Origin of the sequence: Amycolatopsis arida, from assembly GCF_900115565.1 — a bacterium.
Lineage (GTDB): Bacteria > Actinomycetota > Actinomycetes > Mycobacteriales > Pseudonocardiaceae > Yuhushiella > Yuhushiella arida.
This window is the reverse complement of sequence record NZ_FOWW01000012.1, coordinates 63,719-88,050: the sequence shown is the minus strand read 5'-3', so window position 1 is coordinate 88,050 and position 24,332 is coordinate 63,719. Positions and strand designations below refer to the sequence as shown.

General features: G+C 72.8%; 22 protein-coding genes. 12 read left to right on the top strand and 10 right to left on the bottom strand.

Features of this window, described 5'->3' with window-relative positions; genetic code table 11:
• Positions 1-123: 123 nt before the first annotated feature.
• The 4 genes from BM051_RS26015 to BM051_RS26000 all read right to left on the bottom strand — a co-directional run bounded on the left by BM051_RS26015 (position 124) and on the right by BM051_RS26000 (position 4,881).
• Entirely contained in the window at positions 124-696 is a 573-nt protein-coding gene (locus BM051_RS26015) for a GNAT family N-acetyltransferase (protein WP_208325883.1), read from the bottom strand.
• Positions 697-892: 196 nt separating this feature from the next.
• Entirely contained in the window at positions 893-3,049 is a 2,157-nt protein-coding gene (uvrB, locus tag BM051_RS26010; protein WP_092536099.1) for an excinuclease ABC subunit UvrB, read from the bottom strand.
• Between the two features lie 199 nt (positions 3,050-3,248).
• Positions 3,249-3,515, bottom strand: coding sequence for a hypothetical protein (locus BM051_RS26005; protein WP_177217007.1), 267 nt, complete (start codon positions 3,513-3,515; stop codon positions 3,249-3,251).
• Positions 3,516-3,606: 91 nt separating this feature from the next.
• A complete protein-coding gene (locus BM051_RS26000) occupies positions 3,607-4,881 on the bottom strand; it encodes a PucR family transcriptional regulator (RefSeq protein ID WP_092536093.1) in 1,275 nt (424 codons plus the stop codon).
• 61 nt (positions 4,882-4,942) lie between these two features.
• On the opposite strand from BM051_RS26000, the gene BM051_RS25995 reads away from it, so the two are divergent.
• The 6 genes from BM051_RS25995 (at position 4,943) to BM051_RS25970 (ending at position 10,718) form a co-directional block, all read left to right on the top strand.
• Positions 4,943-5,503, top strand: coding sequence for a ribonuclease FAU-1 family protein (locus BM051_RS25995; RefSeq protein ID WP_092535912.1), 561 nt, complete (start codon positions 4,943-4,945; stop codon positions 5,501-5,503).
• A gap of 99 nt (positions 5,504-5,602) precedes the next feature.
• Positions 5,603-6,514: an ABC transporter ATP-binding protein gene (locus tag BM051_RS25990; protein WP_244894517.1), complete on the top strand. Its 912-nt coding sequence runs from the start codon at positions 5,603-5,605 to the stop codon at positions 6,512-6,514.
• A 22-nt stretch (positions 6,515-6,536) separates the two neighbouring features.
• Positions 6,537-7,286 (top strand): ABC transporter permease, encoded by a 750-nt coding sequence (locus BM051_RS25985; protein WP_092535909.1) that lies wholly within the window; start codon positions 6,537-6,539, stop codon positions 7,284-7,286.
• Complete coding sequence (locus BM051_RS25980) at positions 7,283-8,800, top strand: glycosyltransferase family 39 protein (protein WP_424923260.1); 1,518 nt, start codon at positions 7,283-7,285, stop codon at positions 8,798-8,800. Before BM051_RS25985 ends, BM051_RS25980 begins: the two co-directional genes overlap by 4 nt.
• Positions 8,801-8,826: 26 nt before the next feature.
• Complete coding sequence (locus tag BM051_RS25975) at positions 8,827-10,095, top strand: sensor histidine kinase (RefSeq protein WP_092535906.1); 1,269 nt, start codon at positions 8,827-8,829, stop codon at positions 10,093-10,095.
• Positions 10,092-10,718 (top strand): response regulator, encoded by a 627-nt coding sequence (locus BM051_RS25970; RefSeq protein ID WP_092535903.1) that lies wholly within the window; start codon positions 10,092-10,094, stop codon positions 10,716-10,718. Before BM051_RS25975 ends, BM051_RS25970 begins: the two co-directional genes overlap by 4 nt.
• 387 nt (positions 10,719-11,105) lie before the next feature.
• Here BM051_RS25970 and coaE read toward each other — a convergent pair whose 3' ends face one another.
• Positions 11,106-12,299 carry a dephospho-CoA kinase gene (gene coaE / locus BM051_RS25965; RefSeq protein WP_092535900.1) on the bottom strand — a complete coding sequence of 398 codons (1,194 nt, stop codon included), beginning with the start codon at positions 12,297-12,299 and terminating at the stop codon, positions 11,106-11,108.
• 262 nt (positions 12,300-12,561) lie between these two features.
• On the opposite strand from coaE, the gene BM051_RS25960 reads away from it, so the two are divergent.
• Entirely contained in the window at positions 12,562-12,771 is a 210-nt protein-coding gene (locus BM051_RS25960) for a hypothetical protein (protein WP_092535897.1), read from the top strand.
• A gap of 181 nt (positions 12,772-12,952) precedes the next feature.
• On the opposite strand, the gene rpsA is transcribed toward BM051_RS25960, so the two are convergent.
• Positions 12,953-14,455, bottom strand: a complete 1,503-nt coding sequence (rpsA, locus tag BM051_RS25955; RefSeq protein ID WP_092535894.1) for a 30S ribosomal protein S1 — start codon at positions 14,453-14,455, stop codon at positions 12,953-12,955.
• A 273-nt stretch (positions 14,456-14,728) separates the two neighbouring features.
• Here rpsA and BM051_RS25950 point away from each other — a divergent pair, with 273 nt between their 5' ends.
• From BM051_RS25950 to BM051_RS25930, 5 genes are all read left to right on the top strand, one after another.
• Complete coding sequence (locus BM051_RS25950) at positions 14,729-15,553, top strand: class I SAM-dependent methyltransferase (protein ID WP_092535891.1); 825 nt, start codon at positions 14,729-14,731, stop codon at positions 15,551-15,553.
• Positions 15,550-16,467, top strand: a complete 918-nt coding sequence (locus BM051_RS25945) for a GNAT family N-acetyltransferase (RefSeq protein ID WP_092535888.1) — start codon at positions 15,550-15,552, stop codon at positions 16,465-16,467. The genes BM051_RS25950 and BM051_RS25945 overlap by 4 nt, the downstream gene beginning before the upstream one ends.
• A gap of 183 nt (positions 16,468-16,650) precedes the next feature.
• Positions 16,651-17,343, top strand: a complete 693-nt coding sequence (locus BM051_RS25940) for an ABC transporter ATP-binding protein (protein ID WP_092535885.1) — start codon at positions 16,651-16,653, stop codon at positions 17,341-17,343.
• Complete coding sequence (locus tag BM051_RS25935) at positions 17,340-19,235, top strand: YhgE/Pip domain-containing protein (RefSeq protein WP_092535882.1); 1,896 nt, start codon at positions 17,340-17,342, stop codon at positions 19,233-19,235. Before BM051_RS25940 ends, BM051_RS25935 begins: the two co-directional genes overlap by 4 nt.
• 73 nt (positions 19,236-19,308) lie before the next feature.
• Complete coding sequence (locus BM051_RS25930; protein ID WP_092535878.1) at positions 19,309-19,893, top strand: TetR/AcrR family transcriptional regulator; 585 nt, start codon at positions 19,309-19,311, stop codon at positions 19,891-19,893.
• On the opposite strand, the gene BM051_RS25925 is transcribed toward BM051_RS25930, so the two are convergent.
• From BM051_RS25925 to polA, 4 genes are all read right to left on the bottom strand, one after another.
• The gene (locus tag BM051_RS25925; protein WP_243859346.1) at positions 19,887-20,480 is read right to left on the bottom strand and encodes a Rossmann-fold NAD(P)-binding domain-containing protein; all 594 of its coding nucleotides are present in this window, start codon (positions 20,478-20,480) and stop codon (positions 19,887-19,889) included. The two genes, BM051_RS25930 and BM051_RS25925, sit on opposite strands and share 7 nt — an antisense overlap.
• Positions 20,481-20,579: 99 nt before the next feature.
• A complete protein-coding gene (locus tag BM051_RS25920) occupies positions 20,580-21,032 on the bottom strand; it encodes a VOC family protein (protein ID WP_092535875.1) in 453 nt (150 codons plus the stop codon).
• A 51-nt stretch (positions 21,033-21,083) separates the two neighbouring features.
• Positions 21,084-21,473, bottom strand: a complete 390-nt coding sequence (locus BM051_RS25915; protein ID WP_092535872.1) for a helix-turn-helix transcriptional regulator — start codon at positions 21,471-21,473, stop codon at positions 21,084-21,086.
• A 53-nt stretch (positions 21,474-21,526) separates the two neighbouring features.
• Complete coding sequence (gene polA, locus BM051_RS25910; RefSeq protein WP_177217006.1) at positions 21,527-24,268, bottom strand: DNA polymerase I; 2,742 nt, start codon at positions 24,266-24,268, stop codon at positions 21,527-21,529.
• Between the last annotated feature and the right edge of the window lie 64 nt (positions 24,269-24,332).

The following is a 24,332-nucleotide window of genomic DNA, read 5'->3' as shown; positions in this document are numbered from 1 at the left end:
TGCCCTCTCCGTCCGTGTATTTGCCGCCCGCGTCGGTGTTGTCGCTGCGTCTGCCGGTGTGGCTGTTGCTTCTTCGCGTTGCCATCCGCCCGTGCTCGGCTGCTCCGACAGGAGCTCGCCGGCTCAGCGGCTCCGCCGGGCGGCGTTGGTGACGGTGGGGCCGGGATCGGGATCGGTGGCCAGGCGGGCGTGGATCTCCACGTCGTAACGGCGGTCGCCGTAACGGAGCTTGTCGCGCTGGATTCCTTCCGGGCGGAACCCGGCGTGCGTGGCCACCCGGCACGACGCCGGGTTGTTCAGCCGGTGGCCCAACTCCAGGCGGAACAGGCCGAGGTCGCGCAACGCCCAGTCGCTCACCACCCGGCAGGCGGTGCTCGCCACGCCGCGACCACGCGCCGGGGCGACCGTCCAGTACGACACCCACCCGGTGTCGTGCCGGCGGTCCACCGCACTCACCTCGACGCTGCCCAGCACCGCGCCCTCGGTGTCGGTGACCGCCCACGAGTAGGCGCGGTCGACCGCCCAGTGCCGCTGCCGCGCGGCGATCCACGCGGCGGCCGCCGCCGCGGTGTCCACCGGCTCGCTGCTCTGCCGCCCCATCTCGGGGTCGGCGAAAGCGCCCAGTACGGCGTCGCGGTCACCGGAGACCCACGGCCGGAGCAACAGGTCTCCCGCGACGATCAGGTGTTCGACCACCATCCCAGCTTCGGTCAGACCCCTGCCGGGGTCCAGCCAATTTCCGCCGAGAACACTCGCGCGCGGCGCCGCCGCCACGTCGCGCGGCTGTGTCCGCGGTCCATGAACGGGTGTTGGCGCCGCCGGACGCGGAGACCCGTACACCGGGCGCGGACACGTGCGCACGGACCGCGGACACGTGGGCGCGGAGGGCTCGCTACTTGACGCCGGCGGCGTCCATGCCGCGGAGCTCCCGCTTGAGCTCGGCGATCTCGTCCCGCAGCCGCGCGGCCAGCTCGAACTGCAGGTCGCGCGCCGCCTGCATCATCTGGTCGGTCATCTGCTGGATGAGGTCGGCCAGCTCGGCCCTCGGCATCGTCGACGGGTCCTTGTCCACCAGCATGCCGGAGCTGCGCACCCGGTCGCCCTGCTCGGGCTTCTTCCCCCGCGACGCGTTGCGGCCCGACCCGCCGACGGCGACCTCCTCCGAGTCCTCCGCCTCGGTGTACACCCGATCGAGGATGTCGGCGATCTTCTTCCGCAGCGGTTGCGGATCGAGGCCGCGCTCGGTGTTGTACGCGATCTGCTTGGCGCGCCGCCGGTTGGTCTCGTCGATCGCGTACCGCATCGAGTCGGTGATCGTGTCGGCGTACATGTGCACCTGCCCGGACACGTTCCGCGCGGCCCGCCCGATCGTCTGGATCAGCGAGGTGCCGCTGCGCAGGAATCCCTCCTTGTCGGCGTCCAGAATGGACACCAGCGACACCTCGGGCAGGTCCAGCCCCTCGCGCAGCAGGTTGATCCCGACCAGCACGTCGAAGTCGCCGGATCGCAACTGCCGCAACAGCTCCACTCGGCGCAGCGTGTCCACTTCGGAGTGCAGGTAACGCACCCGGATGCCCAGCTCGAGCAGGTAGTCGGTGAGGTCCTCGGCCATCTTCTTGGTCAGCGTGGTCACCAGCACCCGCTCGTCCCGCTCGGCCCTGACCCGGATCTCGTGCACCAGGTCGTCGATCTGCCCCTCGGTCGGCTTGACGACCACCTCGGGGTCGACCAGCCCGGTGGGCCGGATGACCTGCTCGACGAACTCGCCGCCGGTCTGCCCCAGCTCGTACGGGCCCGGCGTGGCGGAAAGGTACACCGTCTGCCCGATTCGGTCGGTGAACTCCTCCCAGGTCAACGGCCGGTTGTCCAGCGCGCTCGGCAGCCGGAATCCGTGCTCGACCAGCGTGCGCTTGCGCGAGGCGTCACCCTCGTACATCCCGCCGATCTGCGGCACGGTGACGTGCGACTCGTCGATCACCAGCAGGAAGTCCTCGGGGAAGTAGTCGATCAACGTCGCCGGCGCCGACCCCGCCGGCCGGTCGTCGATGTGCCGCGAGTAGTTCTCGATCCCGGAGCAGAAGCCGACCTGGCGCATCATCTCGATGTCGTAGGTGGTGCGCATCCGCAGCCGCTGCGCCTCCAGCAGCCTGCCCTGCCGCTCCAGCTCCTCCAGCCGCTCCGCCAGCTCGGCCTCGATCGATCGGATGGCCTTCTCCATCCGCTCCGGGCCGGCGACGTAGTGGGTGGCCGGGAAGATCCGCACCTCGTCGACATCGCGGACGATCTCCCCGGTCAGCGGGTGCAGGTAGTACAGCTTGTCGATCTCGTCGCCGAAGAACTCGACCCGGATCGCCAGCTCCTCGTAGGCCGGGATGATCTCCACGGTGTCCCCGCGCACCCGGAAGGTGCCGCGGGCGAAGGCCAGATCGTTGCGGGTGTACTGCACGTCGACCAGCGCGCGCAGGAACACGTCCCGCTCGACCTCCTGCCCGACGGTGAGCTTGGACGACCGGTCGAGGTAGGACTGTGGCGTGCCCAGGCCGTAGATGCAGGACACGCTGGCCACCACGATCACGTCCCGCCGGGACAGCAAGTTCATCGTGGCCGAGTGCCGCAGCCGCTCCACGTCGTCGTTGATCGACGAGTCCTTCTCGATGTAGGTGTCGGTCTGCGGGACGTAGGCTTCCGGCTGGTAGTAGTCGTAGTAGCTGACGAAGTACTCCACCGCGTTGTGCGGGAAGAACTCACGCAGCTCGTTGGCCAGTTGCGCGGCCAGCGTCTTGTTCGGCGCCATCACCAGCGTGGGCCGCTGCACCCGCTCGATCAGCCACGCCGTGGTGGCCGACTTCCCGGTACCGGTCGCGCCCAGCAGCACGACGTCCTTCTCCCCCGCCTTGATCCGACGCTCGAGCCCGTCGATCGCCGCGGGCTGGTCGCCGGCGGGCCGGTAGTCGCTGACGACGCGGAACCGGCCGTCGGTCCGCACGACGTCGGACACGGGCCGGAACTCGGAGTGCGCGAGCACGGGGTGTTCGGTTGCGAAAGCCACGAGGTCCAGGGTAGGCGGGACCACCGACAGTTCGCGCCGGGCATGGCCGGCGTCGCCTGCCGGCGCGGCACGGCCGCCACGCATGGTCACAGGAGCCACACGCGCATCACTCACGGCCGTGCCGAACTCGCCGTTCCGAACGCAGGACTCGCGGCCCCGAACGTAGGTCTCGCTGCCCGGAGCGTCGATCTCGGCGTGGTCAGGCGCCCTTGGGCAGGGTCTGCCGCGGCGCCGATCGCAGCAGACAGGGCTCGCACGGCATGCCGGCCAGCCCCGGCAGCAGCTCGGCCTGCTCGACCACGATGTGCTCACCGCACAGCGCCGTCAGCCGTTCCGGCAGTCCCCGCGCCTGCCACGGATCGGGGACGGGTACGACGTGACACACTCGCCGGCTCTCGCCGACCACTCCCCGCCGTAGCCGCACCATCGCGACCAGTTCACCCGGATTACCCATTGCGGACCCCATAGCGGGAGCTTATTGGCTCGCGGTCAATCACACTTCGTGTCGACCGACCAACAAACTCCCACCAGACTGGTCCCATGGACCGAACCGGCGGCTACCTCCGGTGCAGCACGGCCGGGCCGAGCCGGTGGCACAGGGTGAGCGCCAGCTCCACGTCGAGCCGGCGCTCCGCGACCGGCCGGCCCAGCAGCTCCTCCGCCTTGCGCACCCGGTACTGGACGGAGTTCTTGTGCATCGTCAGCCGGCTGGCCGCCGCGGTGTAGCTGCCGCCGCCGGCCAGGAAGACCCGTAGCGTCTCGCGCAGCCGCTCGTGCTGCTCGTCGTCGGTGGCCAGTGGGCCGAGGGTGTCCCGCACCCACGCACTGGCCGCGGTGATGTCCGAGGCCATCAGCGCGATCCCGCCGACCTCGGCGAACGTGAGCACCCTGGCGCACCGCTCCCCCGCGGCCTGCGCCAGCGCGTGCACCCGCTGCGCCTGCCGGTGGGTCCGGCGGAACCCGGCGAGGTCGTGGCCCGGCTCGCCCACCGCGAGCCGCACCGCGCCGTCGGCGGAGTCGGCGGACTCGACCTCGGCCAGCGCCCGTCGCAGCCACTCCCGGTCCGGCGCCGGGCCGGGGAGCGGCAGCCACACCCACGCGCACAGCTCGTCGTGCGGCACGAACAACGGGCGGCCGTCCCCGCCCAGCCGGGCGCCGAGCTCACCGGTCAGCGCCTCCAGCCGGGTGAGCGCGTCGCCCACGGCCGAGCCGTCCGGGTACCAGGCGATCACCCCGACGTGGGTGCCGCGCAGCCGGTAGCCCAGTCCGGCGGAGGTGGCGTCGAGGTCGGTCCCGCCGCCGTCGAGCAGCGCGCGCACCCTGGCCGCCCGGACGGCGCTGCGGTTGAGCAGCCACCGGTCGCGTTCCTCCTGGTAGGCCGACACCACCTGCTGGGTGACCCGGTCGATGAACGCGAACGTCGTGGTCAGCGCGCCGCGCATCATCGCGCTGAGCAGCTGGGTGTCGTCGACCTGGCGGGCGGCCTCGGCCATGGCCTCGTCGAGCACCGCGGTCTGCCCGAGGTAGTAGGCCCGGATCAGGTCGATCACCGGCGTGCCCCGCTGGGCCAGCCGGCGCGCGTACTCCATCGCCGCCGCGGGCGCCTCCACCCGGGTCGGGTCGATCCCGTGCTGGAAGATCCGCAGCGCGGTGTCGATGTTCTGGTACACGCTCGCGGACAGCAGGCTCACCATGTCCTCGGTGTCGTGCACCAGGTGGCCCAGCTCCCGCTCGTAGAGGGCGACGAGGTCGCTGGTCAGCTCCTCGGCCCGGCCGCCCAGCGTGGCCGCGACCCGCGCGACGTGCTCGGCGACCTCGGAATCCTCCAGCACGGTGATCACCATAGTGGTGCGACATCGCCGTTCGATCTGTCGACCCGGCAGGATGGCGGGCATGCCGGGCACCGAGCCGCACCCGCCGAAGACCGAGACGTTCGACCTCGCCGCCGGGGTGAACGTCGATCCCAAGGGCGTCGCGCGGGCGGTCGAGGAGTTCCGCGCGGAAGCGTTCGGGCTCTACCTGGCCAGGCCCGCGCCAGGGCGGGCGCAGTTCCACTACCTGGAGTCCTGGCTGCTGCCCGGCCTGGGGCTGCGGGTCACCGACTTCTGGTTCACCCCGGGGCACGAGCGCGACCAGGACTTCTACCTCGACGTCGTGCGGGTGGACCGGACCGATGGCCGGTGGCGGTCGACCGACCTGTACCTCGACATCGCGCTGCGCCAGCGCCGCGGACTGCGGGTGCTCGACGGCGACGAGTTGCTCGCCGCGGTCGCCGCCGGCCTGCTCGACCCGGAGACCGGTGCGGAAGCGCTGGACATCGCGTGCGCCACCGTGGAAGGGCTGGCCCGGCACGGCTACGACCTGGACGCGTGGCTGGCGACCCTGGGCGTGACCCTGACCTGGCGCCGGCGCCGAGCCCACCCCGACCGGGCGCGCAATCCACCGATCGGTTGATCCGGTTCACCGCCCGGCGGATGCCCTGCGTAACCGCGCGGGCGATCCCACGGCCAGCGCGCTCCCCCATGCTCGACTCCGGCAACCGAGCGAAGGGGGATGGACGTGCCGGTCATCGAGGTGGAAGGGCTGCGCAAGACCTACGGCGAGAAGGTCGCGGTGGACGAGGTGTCGTTCGCCGTCGAGCGCGGCGAGATCTTCGGGATCCTGGGATCCAACGGCGCCGGGAAGACCACGACCGTCGAGTGTGTGGAGGGCCTCCGGGTGCCGGACCGCGGCAGGGTGTCGGTACTCGGTCTCGACCCGTGGCGCGACACGGCCGAGTTGCGCCAGCGGCTCGGCATTCAGTCGCAGGCGAGCGAGATGCCGGACAAGCTGCGGGTGTGGGAGGCGCTGGACCTCTACGCCTCCTTCTACCGGCGTCCCGCCGATCCGGAGCGGCTGCTCGACAGGCTCGGCCTCGTTGAGCAGCGGGACACCCACTACCGCACGCTCTCCGGCGGTCAGAAGCAGCGGCTGTCCATCGCGTTGGCACTCATCGGCGACCCGGAGGTCGCGGTGCTCGACGAGCTCACGGCCGGTCTCGACCCCGCCTCCCGGCGGGAGACGTGGGACCTCGTCGAGCAGATCCGCGACCAGGGCGTCACGATCCTGCTGGTCACCCACTTCATGGCGGAGGCGGAACGCCTGTGCGACCGGCTGGCGGTGATCGACGCGGGCAGGGTGATCGCGCTCGACACGCCCGCCGGGCTGGTCGCGGCGGTCGACGACGGGCAACGCGTCACCTTCCGCCCGTCCGCACCCGTGGCGGACGAGTTCCTCACCGATCTTCCCGAGGTGCGGGCCGTCGAGCGGCACGGCGGACACCTGGTGGTCTCCGGCCGCGGCAACGTCCTGCACGCCGTGACCGCCGCGCTGGCCAGCCGGCAGATCGTCGCCGAGGAGCTCCGCGTGCAGCGGGCCGACCTCGACGACGCGTTCGTCGCGCTCACCGGGCGCGCACTCGACTGATCTCCACGAAGGGGGAAACATCATGACCGCACTGGGAAAGCTCACCGCCGTCGAGTCGAAGCTGTACCTCCGCGACCCGGCGAGCTGGCTCACGGTCGTCGCCGTCCCGATCGGGCTGCTGCTGGTGCTGAGCCTGATTCCGGGTGCCACCGCGCCGAGCGACGACTTCGGCGGGCACCAGCCGTTGGCGGCCTTCATCGCACCACTGTGCGTCACGCTCGTGCTCGCGATGGTGGCGTTGACGATCTTCCCGGCCTACCTCGGCACCTACCGGGAGAAGGGGATCCTGCTCCGGCTGGCCGCCAGCCCGGTGCCACCGCGCCGGCTGCTGATCGCGCAGCTGGTGGTCCACCTCGTCGCCGCCGTGGTGGTCGTCGTGCTGATCGTGGCGGTGGGTCACCTCGCACTGGGCATGGAGCTGCCCGCCAACCCCGGCGGCTTCGCGGTCGCGGCGTTGCTCGGCGCGCTCGCCCTGTTCTCCGTCGGGCTGGTCGTCGCCGCCGTCGCCCCGTCCGGGCGTGCCGCCAGTGGCATCGGCTCGGCCGCGTTGTTCCCGATGCTCGCGCTGGGCGGGGTGTGGGTGCCGAAGGAGCACCTGCCGGCGGTCCTGCGGGACGTGGCCGACGTGCTGCCCCTCGGCGCTGCCCTGAACGCGCTCCGGGAGAGCTGGGTCGGCGCCACGCCGCGCGCCGTGCAGCTGGTCGCGCTGGCGGTGGCCGCCGCGGTGTGCCTGGTGGTCGCCGTCCGCTTCTTCCGCTGGGGGCCACGGTGAGTGTGTCGGCCGTCCAGCCCACCCTTGGGCGGAGCACCGTCCCCGCGCTCGCCCGCGGCCCGGTGCTCGCGCTGGCCGCCGCCGTGGGGTTGCTGCTGCTGGCCACCAGCGGTCGCCACGGCTACTTCGGCGACGAGCTGTACTTCCTCGCGGCGGGGCGGCACCTGGACTGGGGATATGCCGACCAGCCGCCGCTGCTCCCCCTGCTCGCGCGGCTGATGGACACGCTCGCGCCGGGATCGCTGGTCGTGTTGCGGCTGCCGGCGACCCTGGTCACCGCCACCGGCGTCGTGGTGGCGGCGTTGCTCGCCCGCGAGCTGGGCGGCGGGCGGAAGGCCCAGGTGCTGGTCGCCGCGACGTCCGCGATCTGCCCGTTCCTCCTCGGCACCGGCCACTATCTCGCGACGTCCACACTGGACCCGTTCGGCTGGGCGGTGGTGACGCTGCTGCTGGTCCGCTGGGTGCGGACCAGGGCCGACGGGCTGCTGGTGTGGGCCGGGGTGGTCACCGGGCTCACCCTCAACGTGAAGTTCCTGCTCCTCGGGTTCTGGCTGGTGGCCGGGGTCTGCCTGCTCGCGGTCGGACCGCGGGAACTGCTCCGCCGGCCGATGCTGTGGGTGGGCGCGCTGATCGCCGCCGCGGCGGTCGCGCCGACCGTGGTGTGGCAGGCCCGCAACGGGTGGCCGCAGTTGGACATGAACGCCGCCATCGCCGAGGAGGTCACCGTCGGCTGGGGTGGTCGAGCGCTCTTCCTGCCCGGCGCGCTGCTGGGCGCGGGCCTCCTACCGGGGGTGGTGCTGCTGATCTACGGCGTAGTCCGGCTGCTGCGGTCGGCGGAGCTGCGGCCCCACCGGTTCCTGGGCTGGACCACGCTCGGGCTGGCCGCGGTCTTCCTCGCCATACCCGGCCGGCCCTACTACCTGGCCGGGATGTTCCCGGTGTGCTGGGCGGCCGCGGCGGTCGGCGTCGAGCGGGTCCGGCCGGCGCGCTGGTGGCGCTGGGTGCCGACCTGGCCGGTGTACGTGGTCAGCGCGGTGGTGGCGGTCCCGTTGAGCCTGCCGGTGTACCCGACGAGCTGGGTCACCGTGCGGCCGGAGATCCCGGGGCCGGCGTTCGCGTTCGCCGAGCTCGGCTGGCCGGACACCGTGGCCGCGATCGCGGGCGCCTACCACCGGATCCCCGAGCCGCGGCGGCGGCACGCGGTGGTGGTGACGGAGTTCTACTGGGAGGCGGCCGCGGTGGCGCGGTACGGTCCCGAGCACGGGCTGCCCGAGCCGTACAGCGGGCACCGCGGCTACTGGACGCTGGGCCGCCCGCCGGAGACCGCCGACACCGTGCTGTACCTCGGCACGGACCCGAGCGTCCTCCGGGCGCACTTCACCGAGGTGCGCCGAGTCGGCGAGCTGCCCGCGGGCACGGGCGCGATGCGGCCGGGCACCGGGTTGTGGCTGGCCACCGGGCGGACGGAACCCTGGGAGACGCTGTGGCCGAGATTCCGCCGGTTCTCGATCTGACCCCCGGCCCCCGCGATACTGGCCAGGTGACCGAGCACACCCGCGCCGGCCCGCCCCCGAGCGTCACCCCCGAGGAGGCGTTGCAGCCGTGGTTCGGCTACGTCGAGCGGGCCCTGCCACCCGTGCTGCTGGTCGTGGCGACGGCGATCGCGTTGATCCCCGAGGAGCACCCGCCGGCCGATCCCGCGGGCACCCTGGCGCTGGCCACGCTCGCCGGCGCGTGGGTGCTGCTCACCGACACGGTGCCGCCGGCGTGGTGGCGGACCACTCGGTGGCGGGCCCCTGTGTCCTTCGCCGGCCTGGTGGTGTTCGCGACGGTGCTCATGCTGCGCGACCCGCTGTTCCTGGTGTTCCTGATCGCCGGGTTCTTCGTGGCGCTGCGGCTGCGGCCACTGCCGGTGGTGTTCGCCGCGCTCGCGGTGTGTTCGACGCTGATCCACACGATCCCGCAGGGCGGGCCGGTGCGCGCGCTGACCGAGGAACCGTTCCTCTGGCTCACCATCGTCGCCGTGCAGACGTTGGCGATCGGCGGCGGCGCGGTGCTCTCGGACAAGATCGCCGAGCAGAACGAGGCCCGCCGCAAGGCGGTGGCCGAGCTGGAGTCCGCGCTGGAGGAGAACGCCGGGCTGCACGGTCAGCTGCTCGTCCAGGCCAGGGAGGCCGGCGTGCTCGCCGAGCGGCAGCGGCTGAGCCGGGAGATCCACGACACGCTCGCCCAGGGCTTCACCGGGATCATCACCCAGCTCGAGGCCGCAGCCCAGGCCCGGCACGACCCGGCCGAGCTGGACCGGCACCTGGCCCAGGCCACCGCACTGGCCAGGGAGAACCTCACCGACGCGCGGCGCTCGGTCCGTGCGCTCGGCCCCGAGGTGCTGGACACCGCCGAGCTGCCCGACGCGCTGGCCGACGTGGCGCGGCGGTGGTCGACGATGTCCGGGGTGCCGGCGGAGTTCACCACCACCGGCACGGCACGGCCGCTGCACCCGGAGATCGAGGCGACCCTGTTGCGGGTCACCCAGGAGGCGCTGGCGAACGTGGCCAAGCACGCCCAAGCCAGCAGGGTGGGGCTGACACTGTCCTACATGGAGGACCAGGTGACGTTGGACGTGCGGGACGACGGGGTCGGGTTCGGACCCGAGGTACCGGCACGCACCGAGCACGGCGGGTTCGGGCTGGCCGGGATGCGGCACCGGGTACGGCGGCTGGCCGGGACCCTGCACGTCGAGTCCGAGCCGGGCGCCGGCACCGCCGTGTCGGCCAGCGTGCCGGCCATCAGCGCCGGGGAGCCGGCGTGACCATCCGGCTGATCGTCGCCGACGACCACCCGATCGTGCGAGACGGCCTGCGCGGCGTCTTCACCGGCGAGCGCGGGTTCGAGGTGGTGGGCGAGGCCGCCGACGGCGCGGAGGCGGTGGCGCTCACCCAGCGTTTGCGGCCCGACGTGGTGCTGATCGACCTGCGGATGCCCGGCACGGACGGGCTCACCGCCATCCGCGCGCTCGCCGAGCGGGGCAACCCGGCCAGGGTGCTGGTGCTGACCACCTACGACACCGACTCCGACGTGCTGCCCGCCATCGAGGCCGGCGCCACCGGCTACCTGCTGAAGGACGCGCCGCGCGACGAGCTGTTCCGCGCGGTGCGGGCGGCGGCCCGCGGGGAGTCGGTGCTCTCACCGGCCGTGGCCAGCCGGCTCATGGGTCGGATGCGGGAGCCGGCGCGGGAGCCGCTGAGCCAGCGGGAGGTCGAGGTGTTGCGGCTCGTGGCGCGCGGCGCGACGAACCGGGATGCCGCGCGGCAGCTGTTCATCAGCGAGGCCACGGTGAAGACCCACCTGCTGCACATCTACGCGAAGCTGGGCGTCAACGACCGGGCCGCGGCGGTCGCGGCGGCGTTCGAGCGGGGCGTCCTCGGCGGCTAGGACTGCCGCTCCGGGCCCGGCCCCGCTCCGGGCTCCGGCACGGCGGGATGAGCCTCGAGGCTTCGATGCACCCCGCCCCTTCTTGACCGGCAGGGTGTTACGGGGCGAGCCTCGCCCTCCACACGGCGAGTTCTGCGCTGAGGATCGCGAGACCTACGTTCAGAACGGCGAGTTCCTCGTGGGGTTCCGGGCGGGTTCCGCCGTCGAATGGGGAGCTCGACCGGCCGCGAACAAGTCCACACGTCCCCCGTGCCAGCACCTCGCGGTGCTCGCGTTCCGGGCCTGCCCTCGGCGTCGGTCGGCAACTCCCGGTGGAACCGCTGGTGCTCCGGGGCCGGTGCGGCAACCGCGCGGGGACGCGGCCGACATCGGCGACCGACGCGGGCTCTACGGCCTCCAGCCGGTGCGTTCCGCCCAGCCCGCCGCCCGGCGGAACGCCGCGTCGATCCAGCCCTGCTTCTCCTCCGTGTAGGGCTCGACGGTGCCGTCCCCGGCGTGCGCCTCGGCCAGCCGCCGCTTCGCCGCGGCGTAGGCGGCGAGCTCGTCCGGCTCTGCCCGCAGCCAGTCGCGGAACAGCAGCGCCAGCCGCCACGCCGGTCCCTCGGCCGATCGGACGTGCAGGTTGACCGGGCGGGCCGGGTCGGCGCCGAAGTGGAACCGCTTGTCCCACCGGCCCGGCTCGGTGGCGCCGTCCTGCGGATCGTCGCACCAGTGCCCCTCGGCGCGCGGGAAGCCGGCGTCGGACAGCACCTCGGCGATCGCGTCGGCATCGGCCAGGGTCGGCACGGTCAGCTGGAGGTCGAGGACGTCCTTCGCGGGCAGCCCGGGCACCGCCGTGGAACCGATGTGGTCGAGTCGCACCGCTCGGTCCCCCGCCGCCACCCGGATCCGGGCGAGCGCGCGCTCGGCCTGCGCCGGCCAACTCGGGTCGGGCGGCACGACCATCGGCGAGCGCGGCGGCCGCGGCTTGCGCAGCCGCAGGTTCGCCTCGAACGGCACCAGCCGGTCCGCCCACAACGCGTCCACGTCGGCCAGCACGATGTCCCTGGCCGCGCCGTTGTCCAGCCACACGTCGGCGACCGCCCTTCGCTGCGCCGCACCGGCCTGCGCCGCGATCCGCGCGCGCGCGTCCTCCTCGGTCATCCCGCGGTACTCGACCAGCCGCCGCACCCGCACCTCCTCGTCGGCGTCCACCACGACCACGAGGTGGTAGTGCGGGGCCAGGCCGTTCTCCACCAGCAGTGGCACGTCGTGCACCACGATCGCGTCCGGCGCCGCCTCGGCCATCAACTCGGCGGTGCGGGCGCCCACCCTCGGGTGCACGATCGCGTTGAGCGTTCGGCGGGAGTCCTCGTCGGCGAACGCGCGGGCGGCCAGCGCGGGCCGGTCCAGCGACCCGTCCGGGGCGAGCACCTCCGCGCCGAAGGCGGCGACCACCTCGGCAAGCCCGTCCGTTCCCGGTGCCACCACCTCCCTGGCGAGCCGGTCCGCGTCGATCAGCACGGCCCCGTGCTCGACCAGGCGGGCCGCCACGGTGGACTTGCCGGCACCGATCCCACCCGTCAGCCCTACGCGCAGCATGGCCGCATTCAACCAGTCCCGGGCCGGCCACCGGCGGACTACCCGTCCGGGCCACGAGAGGTCCGGCGTCACCGGCGGAGCACACTCTGCGTCGTTATGCAACTGGATTGAGTGACACGCCGCGCGGTTCCGCCGGTTTTCGTCGTCACTTGCGTACGGTGCCTGCGAGGCGATCGTCCACGCCCGTCTCCCGCCGCCCCGGCACACGGAAGGCGCGCCCCGGACCCGCGTCGCCTCATTGTGTCACCCACACGGAGGAACGATGCCAGTCACGAAGCACGCCGGGAGGCACCGGCTCGGAACGCCGGGGCTAGTGCACTGTGTCCTGCATCGTCCGGTCGCCGAAGCGCTCGCCGAGTACCGTCGCAACTGGTTGACCGCCCTGCTGATCCCCGCCAAGCACAGCCTGGCCGGGCTGCGGCGCAGGGCACGCGCGGCCGCGCACGAACACGCCTGGGCTCCGGCGACCTGACGCCGGCACGGCCCGGTACACCGCCCCACACGTCCGCGTGTCCGCCGGCTGCGATCACGTGTTGGCGTCGCACGACGCCAACACGTGTACCTGGACCGCGGACACGTGGACGCGGACCGCGGACACGGCGGAGGCCCGGCTCCCCTGGGGAGCCGGGCCTCCGGTGGGCCTCAGCCGGCGGTCACGCGCCGCCGGACAGCTTCTCCCGTAGCGCGGCGAGCTGCTCGTCGCTGGCCAGCGTGCCGCCACTGCTCTTCGGCGCGGCTTCGGACGCGGTGGAGGAGTAGTTCTGCTCCCCGTCGTCGCCACCAGCCTCGCCGCCACCCTGGGCGGCGGCCGCGTCGGCCTCCGCGGCCTTGGCGACCTGCCTCATGTGCTTCTCGTAGCGGGCGTGCGCCTCGGCGTACTGCTTCTCCCACTCCTCACGCTGCTTCTCGTAGCCTTCCTGCCACTCCTGCGTGTCGGGGTCGAAGCCCTCCGGGTAGATGTAGTTGCCCTGCTCGTCGTACTCGGCGGCCATGCCGTACTGGGTCGGGTCGAACTCGGCGTCCGGGGTGAAGCCCTCGTTGGCCTGCTTCAGCGACAGCGAGATCCGCCGGCGCTCGAGGTCGATGTCGATGACCTTGACCATGACCTCGCTGTTGACCTGCACGACCTGCTCCGGGATCTCCACGTGGCGCTCGGCCAGCTCGGAGATGTGTACCAGGCCCTCGATGCCCTCCTCGACCCGGACGAACGCGCCGAACGGGACGAGCTTGGTGACCTTGCCCGGGACGATCTGGCCGATCGCGTGGGTCCGGGCGAACTGCCGCCACGGGTCCTCCTGGGTGGCCTTCAGCGACAGGGACACGCGCTCGCGGTCCATGTCCACCTCGAGCACCTCGACGGTGACCTCCTGGCCCACCTCGACGACCTCGCTCGGGTGGTCGATGTGCTTCCAGGACAGCTCGGAGACGTGCACCAGGCCGTCCACGCCGCCGAGGTCCACGAACGCGCCGAAGTTGACGATCGAGGAGACGACGCCCTTGCGGACCTGCCCCTTGGCCAGGTTGTTGAGGAACTCGCTGCGGACCTCGGACTGGGTCTGCTCGAGGTAGGCGCGGCGGGACAGCACCACATTGTTGCGGTTCTTGTCCAGCTCGATGATCTTCGCCTCGAGCTCGCGGCCGACGTAGGGCTGCAGGTCACGCACCCGGCGCATCTCGACCAGCGACGCGGGCAGGAAGCCGCGCAGGCCGATGTCGAGGATCAAACCGCCCTTGACGACCTCGATGACCGTGCCCCTGACCGGCTCGTCCTTCTCCTTGAGCTCCTCGATCGTGCCCCACGCGCGCTCGTACTGCGCCCGCTTCTTGGACAGGATCAGCCGGCCTTCCTTGTCCTCCTTCTGGAGAACGAGGGCCTCGACCTCGTCGCCGACGGTGACAACCTCAGCGGGGTCGACATCGTGTTTGATGGACAGTTCACGCGAGGGGATGACGCCCTCGGTCTTGTACCCGATGTCGAGCAGCACCTCATCGCGATCGACCTTGACGATGGTGCCCTCAACGATGTCGCCGTCGTTGAAGTACTTGATGGTCTTGTCGATCGCCGCGAGGAAGTCTTCCTCCGTCCCGATGTCGTTGACCGCGACCTGCTCGGCCTGCGGGGCGGACGTCGGGGCGGTGGTGGTGTCGGTGGTCATTAGGCGGGTTGCTCCGGTAACGGCTTGGGGTCAGTAGGGTTTGCAGTTTGCGCGCGCCGTGGGCGGGAGGCGACGACGAGCAAGCGTTCGAGAAGAACGGCCGCGAGCATCACCGACAGGAGCGCGACCCACCACTCGACACGGAGCCGAGGCAAGGCAGCGCGAACCCACTGCGCTAACAGTTATCCTACGCGGCCGTCGGAGCCGGGCACAATCAGGGTCCGGCCCTGTCCCCCGGGCGGCACAGCGGCCGGCGCCAGGGAAGATACCGGCGTGGAACCGTCACCGTCACCCGACCGCGCACGGGTCGCGCACCGCGACGTCCGCTCGGCCGAGGCCGCCGCCGCGAACCGCGCGTGGTGGGACGCCGACGCCGACGACTACCACGCCGAGCACGGCGACTTCCTCGGCGAGACCGACTTCCGGTGGTGCCCCGAGGGCCTGCGGGAAGCCGACGCCGGCCTGCTCGGCGACGTCCGCGGCAGGGACGTGGTGGAGGTCGGCTGCGGTTCCGCGCCGTGCGCCCGCTGGCTGGCCACCCAGGGGGCCAGGGTGGTGGGCGTGGACCTGTCCGCCGGGATGCTGCGGCACGCCAGGGCGGCCGCGGCGCGCACCGGTGTCGCCGTGCCGCTGGCGCAGGCCGACGCCGAGCACCTGCCGCTGGCCGGCGAACGGTTCGACGTCGCCTGCTCGGCGTTCGGCGCGGTGCCGTTCGTCGCCTCGGTCGAGACGCTGTTCGCCGAGGTGGCCAGGGTGCTGCGACCCGGCGGTCGCTGGGTGTTCGCGGTCACCCACCCGATCCGGTGGATCTTTCCCGACGATCCCGGGCCGCAGGGCCTCACCGCGACCCAGCCGTACTTCGACCGCGCGCCCTACGTCGAGGTCGACGATCACGGCGTCGCCACCTACGTCGAGTACCACCGGACGCTCGGCGACTACGTCCGGGCGCTGACCGCTGCGGGGCTGTGGCTGGAGGACCTGGTCGAGCCGGAGTGGCCGGAGGGCCACACGCGGGTGTGGGGCCAGTGGAGCCCGCTGCGCGGCCGGCTGTTCCCCGGTACCGCGATCTTCCGCACCCGCAAGGAGCCCCGGCGATGACCGACCTGGTGCGCGCGCAGGCCGAGCGGTTCGCCGCGCTCGACCCGCGGCTGCCCCCGTTCGACGACCCGCCCGAGGGCGAGGAGCTGTCCGCCGCGCTGCCGGACGGGCGGGAGGTCGGCGGGGTGCTCTACCGCGCCTACCACGGCCCCGGCACGCCGGAGAGCCTGTGGGCCGCGCGGGAGAACTGGGAGCTCACCCCCGTGCTCGGGAACACCGGCGCGGCGGGGATGGCCGCGCTGCTCGGGGCGCTCCGCCGCCGGCTGGACCACACCGCCACCGGCGCCGACTCCGCCTGCGTCGTCGCCTGGCCCAGCCGGGACGCCGACGTCACCCGCGTGCTGCTCGACCACGGGCTGGTGCCGCTCAACGCCCTCGCGGTGCGGCCCAACCGGCCGCCGGAGGCGGAGGCCCCGAACGGGGTACTGGTGCGCAGGGCCCGCCCGGTCGATGAGGAGGAGGTCGTCGCGCTGCGCCTGGCCGAGTTGGAGTACTCGGCGCTGGTCGGGTCGAACGTGCTCCGGCAGGACGCGGTGGACGTGGTGACCGCCGACGTGCGCCGTGGTCTGGTCTTCGGCGGCCGCAGCTGGCTGGCCGAGATGGACGGTGTCGCGGTCGGGTTGGCCAGTTGCGGGTGGAGCACGCCCGCGCCGGGCAGCGCGATCGCCGGCCGGCTGACCGAGGGGCGCTGGGGCTACGTGGGGACCCTGTCGGTGCGCCGGGACGCGCGCGGCGGCGGGGTGGGCCGGGCCCTGATGGCGGTGGCGCACCGGGAGCTGAACCTCGACGACGTGCCCGGCACGTTCCTCTTCTACAGCCCGGTGAACCCGCTGTCGTCGGTGTTCTGGCACCGACAGGGCTACCGTCCGCTGTGGACTTTCTGGGAGGTGCGGCCGGCGGGCGCGCTGCGCTGAGCCCCACCTGGCATCGCCTGATCGGGTCAGATCACACCCGTTCCGCTTGTCCCCCGCCCGGCACCGGGCTAGCTTTGAACTGACCGGTCAGTACAAACTTGGGCACTCGAGGCCAACCACGTCACGAGCGCACAACGCACTGTTCGGGCGCCCGCCCATTCGGACACATCCCACGGAGTATGCATGCAGGTCCGCGCCGACCGGGTGGCACTGGACGGCCCCCACGGCCCACTGCTGCCGGCGACGTCGCTGACCGTCGCCGGCGGCGAGCTCGCCCTCGTGCACGGTGACCCCGGCGCCGGGCTCACCGCGTTCGGCCTCGCCCTCGCCAGCCGGCTGCGGCCCACCACCGGCACCGTCACCGTGCACGGGCTGGCCGGCCACGAGCCCGGCACGGGCGACGCCGCCGCGCTGCGCGAGCTCGTCGCGGTGGTCGACGCGCCCGGGGTCAGCGAGCCCGACGAGGCGCTCCCGCTGCACGCCGTGGTGGCCGAGGAGCTCGACCTCGCCGGCCGACCCGCCGGCCGGGACGCCGTCCGGCGCTGGCTGCTCGCGCACGACCTCGCCGGCCACGCCGACACCCGGTTCGAGAGGATGCCCGCTGCCACCCGCACCCGGCTGCTCGCCACGCTGGCCGCCGGCCGTCCGGGCGTCGGGATGCTGGTGCTCGACCGGCCGGACCGGCACACCGCCGAGGTCGACGACTGGGCGATGCTCGCTCACGAGCACGCCGAACGCGGGCTGGCCGTGGTGGTGCTGACCGCCACCGTCCCGGTGGCGGCCCTGCCCGCGCCGTGCGCCCACATCGGCGCGCACGAGCAGCCCGAACCGCGACGCTGCCGCTCCGAGCCGGCGGCCGAGGGAGAGTCCGCATGAGCAGCCTCCGCATCGCCGCCAACGAGCTCCGCCGGCTCAGCGCCGGGACTCTGCCCAAGCTCGCGCTCGTCGCGCTGGTGCTCGTCCCGCTGCTGTACGCGTCCCTCTACCTCTACGCCAACTACGACCCCTACGGCCGGCTGGACAAGCTGCCGGCCGCGGTGGTCACCGACGACGCCGGGGCCACCGGGCCCGAAGGGCGACCGCGCAACGTCGGCAGGGAGGTCACCGACGAGCTGGTCGGCTCGGGCACCTTCCAGTGGCACGAGGTGTCCGCCGAGCGGGCCGCCGACGGCGTGCGGGACAACGACTACGCGTTCTCCATCACCATCCCCGGGGACTTCTCCGCGGCGCTGCTGTCCACCGGCGACCTCACCCCGCGCCAGGCGACGATCACGCTCACCACGAACGACGCGAACAACTACCTCGCCGGCACGATCGCCGACCAGGTGGCCGAGCAGGTCAGGGCCACGATCGCGGAGAAGGTGGGCAGCGAGGCCGCGGACCGGTTCCTCATCGGCTTCTCCACCATCTACGGGCGGATCAGCGAGGCCGCCGACGGCGCGGCGCGGCTGGCCGACGGCGCCGCCGACCTGCGCGACGGGCAGCAACGGCTCGCCGAGGGGGCGCACCAGCTCGCCGGTGGGACCACCGAGCTGGCCACCGGGCTGGAGACGTTGCGGCGGAGCACCGCCGACCTGCCCGAGCAGAGCCGCCGGCTGGCCGACGGCGCGAGCCAGGTCGCCGACGGCAACGCCCGTGTCGCACAGGCGGGCGCGTTGGTCGCCGACGGGTCGGCGGACCTGCAGCGCGGCCTGGACGACCTGAACGAGCGGCTCGCCCAGCGGCTGCGCGACAGCGGGCTCGACGAGTCGCAGGTCCGGAAGGTGCTGTCCGAGCTCGGCCAGCTGCGCCAGCCGGTGGACGACGCCGACGCCAAAATCCAGCAGGCGTCCGGTCAGCTCGACACGCTCGCCGACGGCGCGCGGCAGGTCGCCGACGGTGCCCAGCAGCTGGCCGGTGCCGCGCCCGCGCTCAGCGACGGCATCGCCAGCGCCGCCGACGGCGCGGGGCGGCTCCGCGACGGAGCCGCCGAGCTGGACCAGGGCGAGCAGGCGGCGCTGGCCGGCAGCCGGGAGCTGGCCGACGGCGCCGCGACGCTGCGGGACGGGCTGGCCGGCGGGCTGGCGCAGATCCCGCATCCGGACGACCCGACCCGCGCGGCCACCGCGAACACCATCGCCGACCCGGTGGCGATCAACTCGGTGGGCCTGGCCTCGGCCGGCACCTACGGTGCCGGGCTCGCGCCGTTCTTCATCGCGCTCGCGACCTGGATCGGCGCGTTCGTGCTGTTCCTGCTGCTGCGGCCACTGTCCACCCGGGCACTGACCGCGGGCGCCGGGCCGCTGCGAGTCGCGCTCGGCGGCTGGCTGCCCGCGGCGCTGCTCGGGGTCGCGCAGGTGCTGGTGCTCTTCGCCGCGGTGGCCTGGCTGGTCGGCATCCGGATCGCGCATCCGGTGCTGGCCGTCGGCTTCGTGGTGCTCGCCTCGCTGGCGTTCACCGCGATCGTGCACGCGCTCAACGCGCTGTTCGGCGCCGTGGGCAAGTTCCTCGCACTGGTGTTGCTGGTGCTGCAGCTGGTCAGCGCCGGCGGGACGTTCCCGTGGCAGACCATTCCGGACCCGCTCTACCCGCTGCACGTCGTGCTGCCGATGAGCTACGTGATCGACGGGTTGCGCCACCTGCTCTACAGCGGAGCCTCGCCACGGATCCTCGGTGACGTGGCGGTACTGCTGGCCTACCTCGTCGGTGCGCTCGCGGTGTCCGCGCTCGCCGCCCGACAACGTCGAGTGTGGACGGTGAACCAGCTGAAACCGGAGCTGGCGCTGTGAGCGAGCCGGCGCGCGAACCATTCCACACAGCAGCCCAGCGAACGACACCAATCACCGACAGCGAGGAGGGGGCGTGAACGGCAGGGACGCCACCCGGCGTCGACTGTTCGAGGCGACCCTGCGATTGGCCACCAGCCGGGGGCTGGTCGGGGTCACGGTGGACGAGATCGCCGCCGAGGCCGGGGTCGCCAAAGGCACGGTGTATTACAACTTCGGCAGCAAGGACGGGCTGGTCGACGCGCTGCTGCGGTACGGGGTGGACCTGCTCGCCGAGCGGCTGCGGGCCGGCAGCGAGCGGGACGACCCGGTGGCCGGGCTGGAGTCGCTGGTGGACGCCGCGCTGGAGTTCATCGCCGAGTACCCGGGTTTCTCGCAGATCCTGGTGAGCGAGATGTGGCGCACGCCGGGCCAGTGGCACGAGACACTGACCCTGCTGCGCGCGCGGATCGTCTCGATCGTGAGGGACCAGTTGCAGCGGCTCGCCGACGCCGGCCGGCTGCCGGACGGGGTGCGCATCCCCACGGCGGCCGCGGGGCTCTTCGGCACCCTGCTGGTCGTGGCCCTGGACTGGCGGGTGTTCCAGCCGGAGCGCAGCCGCGACGACATCCGCGAGTCGGTGATGCTGCTGGTGCGCGGCCTCGCCCGGCCGGATCAGTAGCCGGACGTCTGGCGCAGTTGGCCGACCTGGTGGACGCCCGGCGGCCGGCCGTCCACCGCGCGGCGCACCGCGGCGAGGATCCCGTCGACCATCTCGGTGTGCGACAGCGCCCTATCACTGTCCCGTTCGGACACCATGCCGAGCAGCACGAGCTGGGTCGGGTGCTCGGCCAGCACCGGCTCCGGCGGCTCGCCGAACGGGCTCGCGCCGCCGCGCACCTCCACCACCGGGGCACGCGAGGCGAGCAGCGGCTCGACCACGTCCAGGACCGAGCGGCGGTAGGACTCGTGCACCCAGGCCACCAGCAGGTCCGCGGGCTCGTCGAGCACCCGGTCGACCGCGGCGGCCAGCTCCCGAGGTCGGTCCCAGTGGGCCGCGACCCACACCGCGACGCCGGGGCCCTCCCTGCCGACGGCGCGGCGACCACCGCGACCGTGTCGCTCGGTACCGCGCTCGCCGGGCCGCAAAGCGATCGGGTTGTACCGGCGGCTGGGCAACACCACCCGCCATCCCTGCGCGGTCAACGCGTGCACGACCGGGTCCACCATGCCGGTACCCGCGAGGACCAGCGCCGTTCTGCCCGCCATGTGGTCACGCTACAAGCCGGATGGCGCTCGCGCGGCGCCAACACCCGCCGGTTCCGGCCGCGCTACCCGATCAGAGCAATCAGGAGCGTTCCCGGGACCTCACTCCGCGGACGGGGCGAAACCCCAGTCCTTGCCCGGGTCGAACGGGCGCCGCTCGGTGAGGCTGAACCAGTTGCCCGAGTCGTCCCGGAACACCGCCTCGACACCGTACGGGCGGTCGGCTGGTTCCTGGAGAAACGTCACACCGCGGGCGGAGAGCGTCTCGTACGCCTTGCGGCAGTCGTCGGTCTCGAAGGCACCCATCCCCAGCACACCCTTGGCGACCAGCTCGCGCAGCTGCCGCTCGGTCTCCGGGTCGTGCTGCGGCGGCCCCGGCTCCATGAGGATGATCTCCAGCTCCGGCCGGTCCGGCACCCCGACGGTGAGCCAGCGGAACCGCTCGTCCATCAGGACGTCGTCGCGGACCTCCATGCCGAGCTTCTCGGTGTAGAACGCCTTGGCCGAGTCCTGGTCCAGCACGTACATCGACGCGTGCGAGAGCTTGCTGATCATGTCCGCTCCCTTGCTCCGGTTGACGCCGACGCACCGCCGGCGGGAGCAACGCTAGGGCCCCTCGGCCGCCGGAGGCTTATCCGGAAGTGACGGCTTCGGCGCCGGTCGGGTCCACATCATCAGCACGCACCCGGGGATCGGCGGCGGACCCGCGGCGCGCGCGGCCGCCCGGTACTCGGTCGGGCTCGTCCCGACGAGCTCGGTGAACCGCCGGCTGAACGTGCCCAGGCTGGTGAACCCCACCAGCAGGCAGATCTCGGTCACCGTGAGGTTCGCGGCGCGGAGGAGGTCCTTGGCCCGCTCGATCCGCCGGCGAGCCAGGTACGCCTTCGGCGTCTCGCCGTAGGCCGCGGCGAACAACCGGATGAAGTGCTCGCGCGAGCACCCGGCGACGGCGGCGAGGTCGGCCACGGTCAGCGGCTCGGCGAAGTGCGCGTCCATCCAGTCTCTGGCCCGCCGCGGGTGGGTCACCGCGGGCGGCCGCGTTCCCGAGGTCAGTGCGCCGCCTCGTTCCACGACCGGCCGTAGCCGACCGAGACCTCCAGCGGCACCGCGAGCTCGTAGGCCTTGCCCATCTCCCGGCACACCAGGTCCTCGGCCCGCTCGCGCTCCCCTTCCGCGACCTCGAGGACGAGCTCGTCGTGCACCTGCAGCAGCACCCGGCTGCGCAGGCCCGCCTCGGCCAGCGCCCGGTGCACCCGCAGCATGGCGACCTTGATGATGTCGGCGGCGCTGCCCTGGATCGGCGCGTTGAGCGCCATCCGCTCGGCCATCTCCCGGCGCTGCCGGTTGTCGCTGTTGAGGTCGGGCAGGTAGCGGCGCCGGCCGAAGATCGTCTCGGTGTAGCCGACCTTGCCGGCCCGCTCGACCACGCTCTGCAGGTAGTCGCGCACCCCGCCGAACCGGGCGAAGTACTCGTCCATCAGCTCGCGGGCCTCCTCGGTGGAGATCCGCAGCTGCTGGGACAGGCCGTAGGCGGACAGCCCGTAGGCCAGCCCGTAGTTCATCGCCTTGATCTTGGCCCGCTGGGGCCCGGTGACCTCGGTCGGCTCGACCCCGAACACCCGGGCCGCGGTGGCGGCGTGGAAGTCGAAGCCGGACTGGAACGACTCGATCAGCGCGGCGTCCTCCGACAGGTGCGCCATGATCCGCATCTCGATCTGGCTGTAGTCGGCGGTCATCAGCTCGGCGTAGCCGGGGCCGACCACGAAGGCGTCCCGGATCCGCCGGCCCTCGTCGGTGCGGATCGGGATGTTCTGCAGGTTCGGCTCCACCGAGGACAGTCGGCCGGTGGCCGCGATGGTCTGCTGCAGCGTGGTGTGGATCCGCCCGTCGTCGGCGACCGACCGGATCAGCCCCTCCACGGTGGTCCGCAGCCGGGTGGCGTCCCGGTGCTCCAGCAGGTGCTGCAGGAACGGGTGCTCGGTCTTCTCGTACAGGGTCTGCAGCGCGTCGGCGTCGGTGGTGTAGCCGGTCTTGGTGCGCTTGGTCTTCGGCATCCCCAGCTCGTCGAACAGCACCACCTGCAGCTGCTTGGGCGAGCCGAGGTTGATCTGCTTGCCGATCACCGAGTACGCGCTCTCCGCGGCGTTCTTGACCCTGGCCGCGTAGTGCGCCTCCAGCTCGGTCAGCTGGTCGAGGTCCACCGCGATGCCGGCGGCCTCCAGCCGGGTGATGACCTCCAGCAGCGGCAGCTCGATCTCGCGCAGCAGCCGGCTGCCGCCGATCCGCTCCAACTCGTCGCCGAGCGCCTGGGCCAGCTCGGCCACCGCACGGGCCCGGACCAGCTCGTCCTGCGCGATCCTGGCGTCCTCCGCCTCGGCCGCGTCCGGCTCCAGCAGGGAGAGCTGGTCGCCGTCCTTGCCGGCCTCCGAGCGCAGCTCCCGGCGCAGGTAGCGCAGCGCGAGGTCGTCCAGCTCGAACGAGCGCTGCCCCGGCCGCACCAGGTACGCGGCCAGCTCGGTGTCCACGGTGAGACCGGCGAGCGTCCAGCCCCTGGCGAGCGTGGCGTGCAGCGGCACCTTCAGCGCGTGGCCGACCTTCGGCACCGTGGCGTCGGCCAGCCACTCGACCAGCGCTCGCTCGTCCCGCTCGTCCATCGCCGCCACGTCGACGTGGGCGCCCTCGCCGTCGGCGGTCGCGAACGCCACGGCCAGCAGGTCGGAGCGCACCGAGGAGCCGGTGGTGCGGAAGGAAAGGCCGACCGGGTCGCCGGTGCGGGCGTGGGCGGCCAGCCAGTCCGCCAGCGCGCCGGTGGCCAGCCGCTCCCCGCGCACCTCGAAGCCCTCGTCGGCCTCGGGCTCGGCGCTGGACAGCGTGGCGAACAGGCGGTCGCGCAGCACCCGGAACTCGAGCTCGTCGAACAGCCGGTGCACCGCATCGCGGTCCCACGGGCGCAACGCCAGGTCGTCCGGAGTGACCTCCAGCGGCACGTCGCGCACCAGCTCGGTGAGCCGGCGGTTGAGTAGTACGGCGTCCACGTGGGCGCGCAGCGCGTCGCCGGCCTTGCCCTTCACCTCGTCGACCCGGTCGACCAGCTCGGCCAACGACCCGAACTGCTGGATCCACTTGGCGGCGGTCTTCTCCCCCACCCCCGGGATGCTCGGCAGGTTGTCCGAGGGGTCGCCGCGCAGCGCGGCGAAGTCCGGGTACTGCGCCGGGCTGAGCCCGTACTTGCCGGTCACCGCGGCCGGGTCGAAGCGGACCAGGTCGGACACGCCCTTACGCGGGTAGAGCACGGTGCACGCGTCGCCGACGAGCTGCAGCGCGTCCCGGTCGCCGGTACAGATCAGCACGTCGTAGCCGGCGCCGACGGCCTGGGTGGTGAGCGTGGCGATGATGTCGTCGGCCTCGTAGTTCTCCTTGGTCAGCACCGGGATGCCGAGCACGCCCAGCACGTCCTGGATCAGCGCGACCTGGCCCTTGAAGTCGTCGGGCGTGGTGGTGCGGGTGGCCTTGTACTCGGCGAAGGCCTCCGAGCGGAAGGTCTTCCTGGACAGGTCGAACGCCACCGCCAGGTGGGTCGGCTGCTCGTCGCGCAACAGGTTGATCAGCATCGAGGTGAACCCGAAGACCGCGTTGGTCACCTGCCCGGTCGAGGTGCGGAACCGGTCCGCGGGCACCGCGAAGAAGGCCCGGTAGGCCATCGAGTGACCATCGATCAGCAGCAGCCGCCGCCCGGTGTCCGTGGTCTCACCGCTGGTGGTGGGGCTGGGGGTGGTCTGGCTGGCGTTCACGCCCCCTCCTCGCTGGCGCTCGTCGGCGGCGTTCGCCGGGCTGCTGTGTTGAATCGTTCCCTCG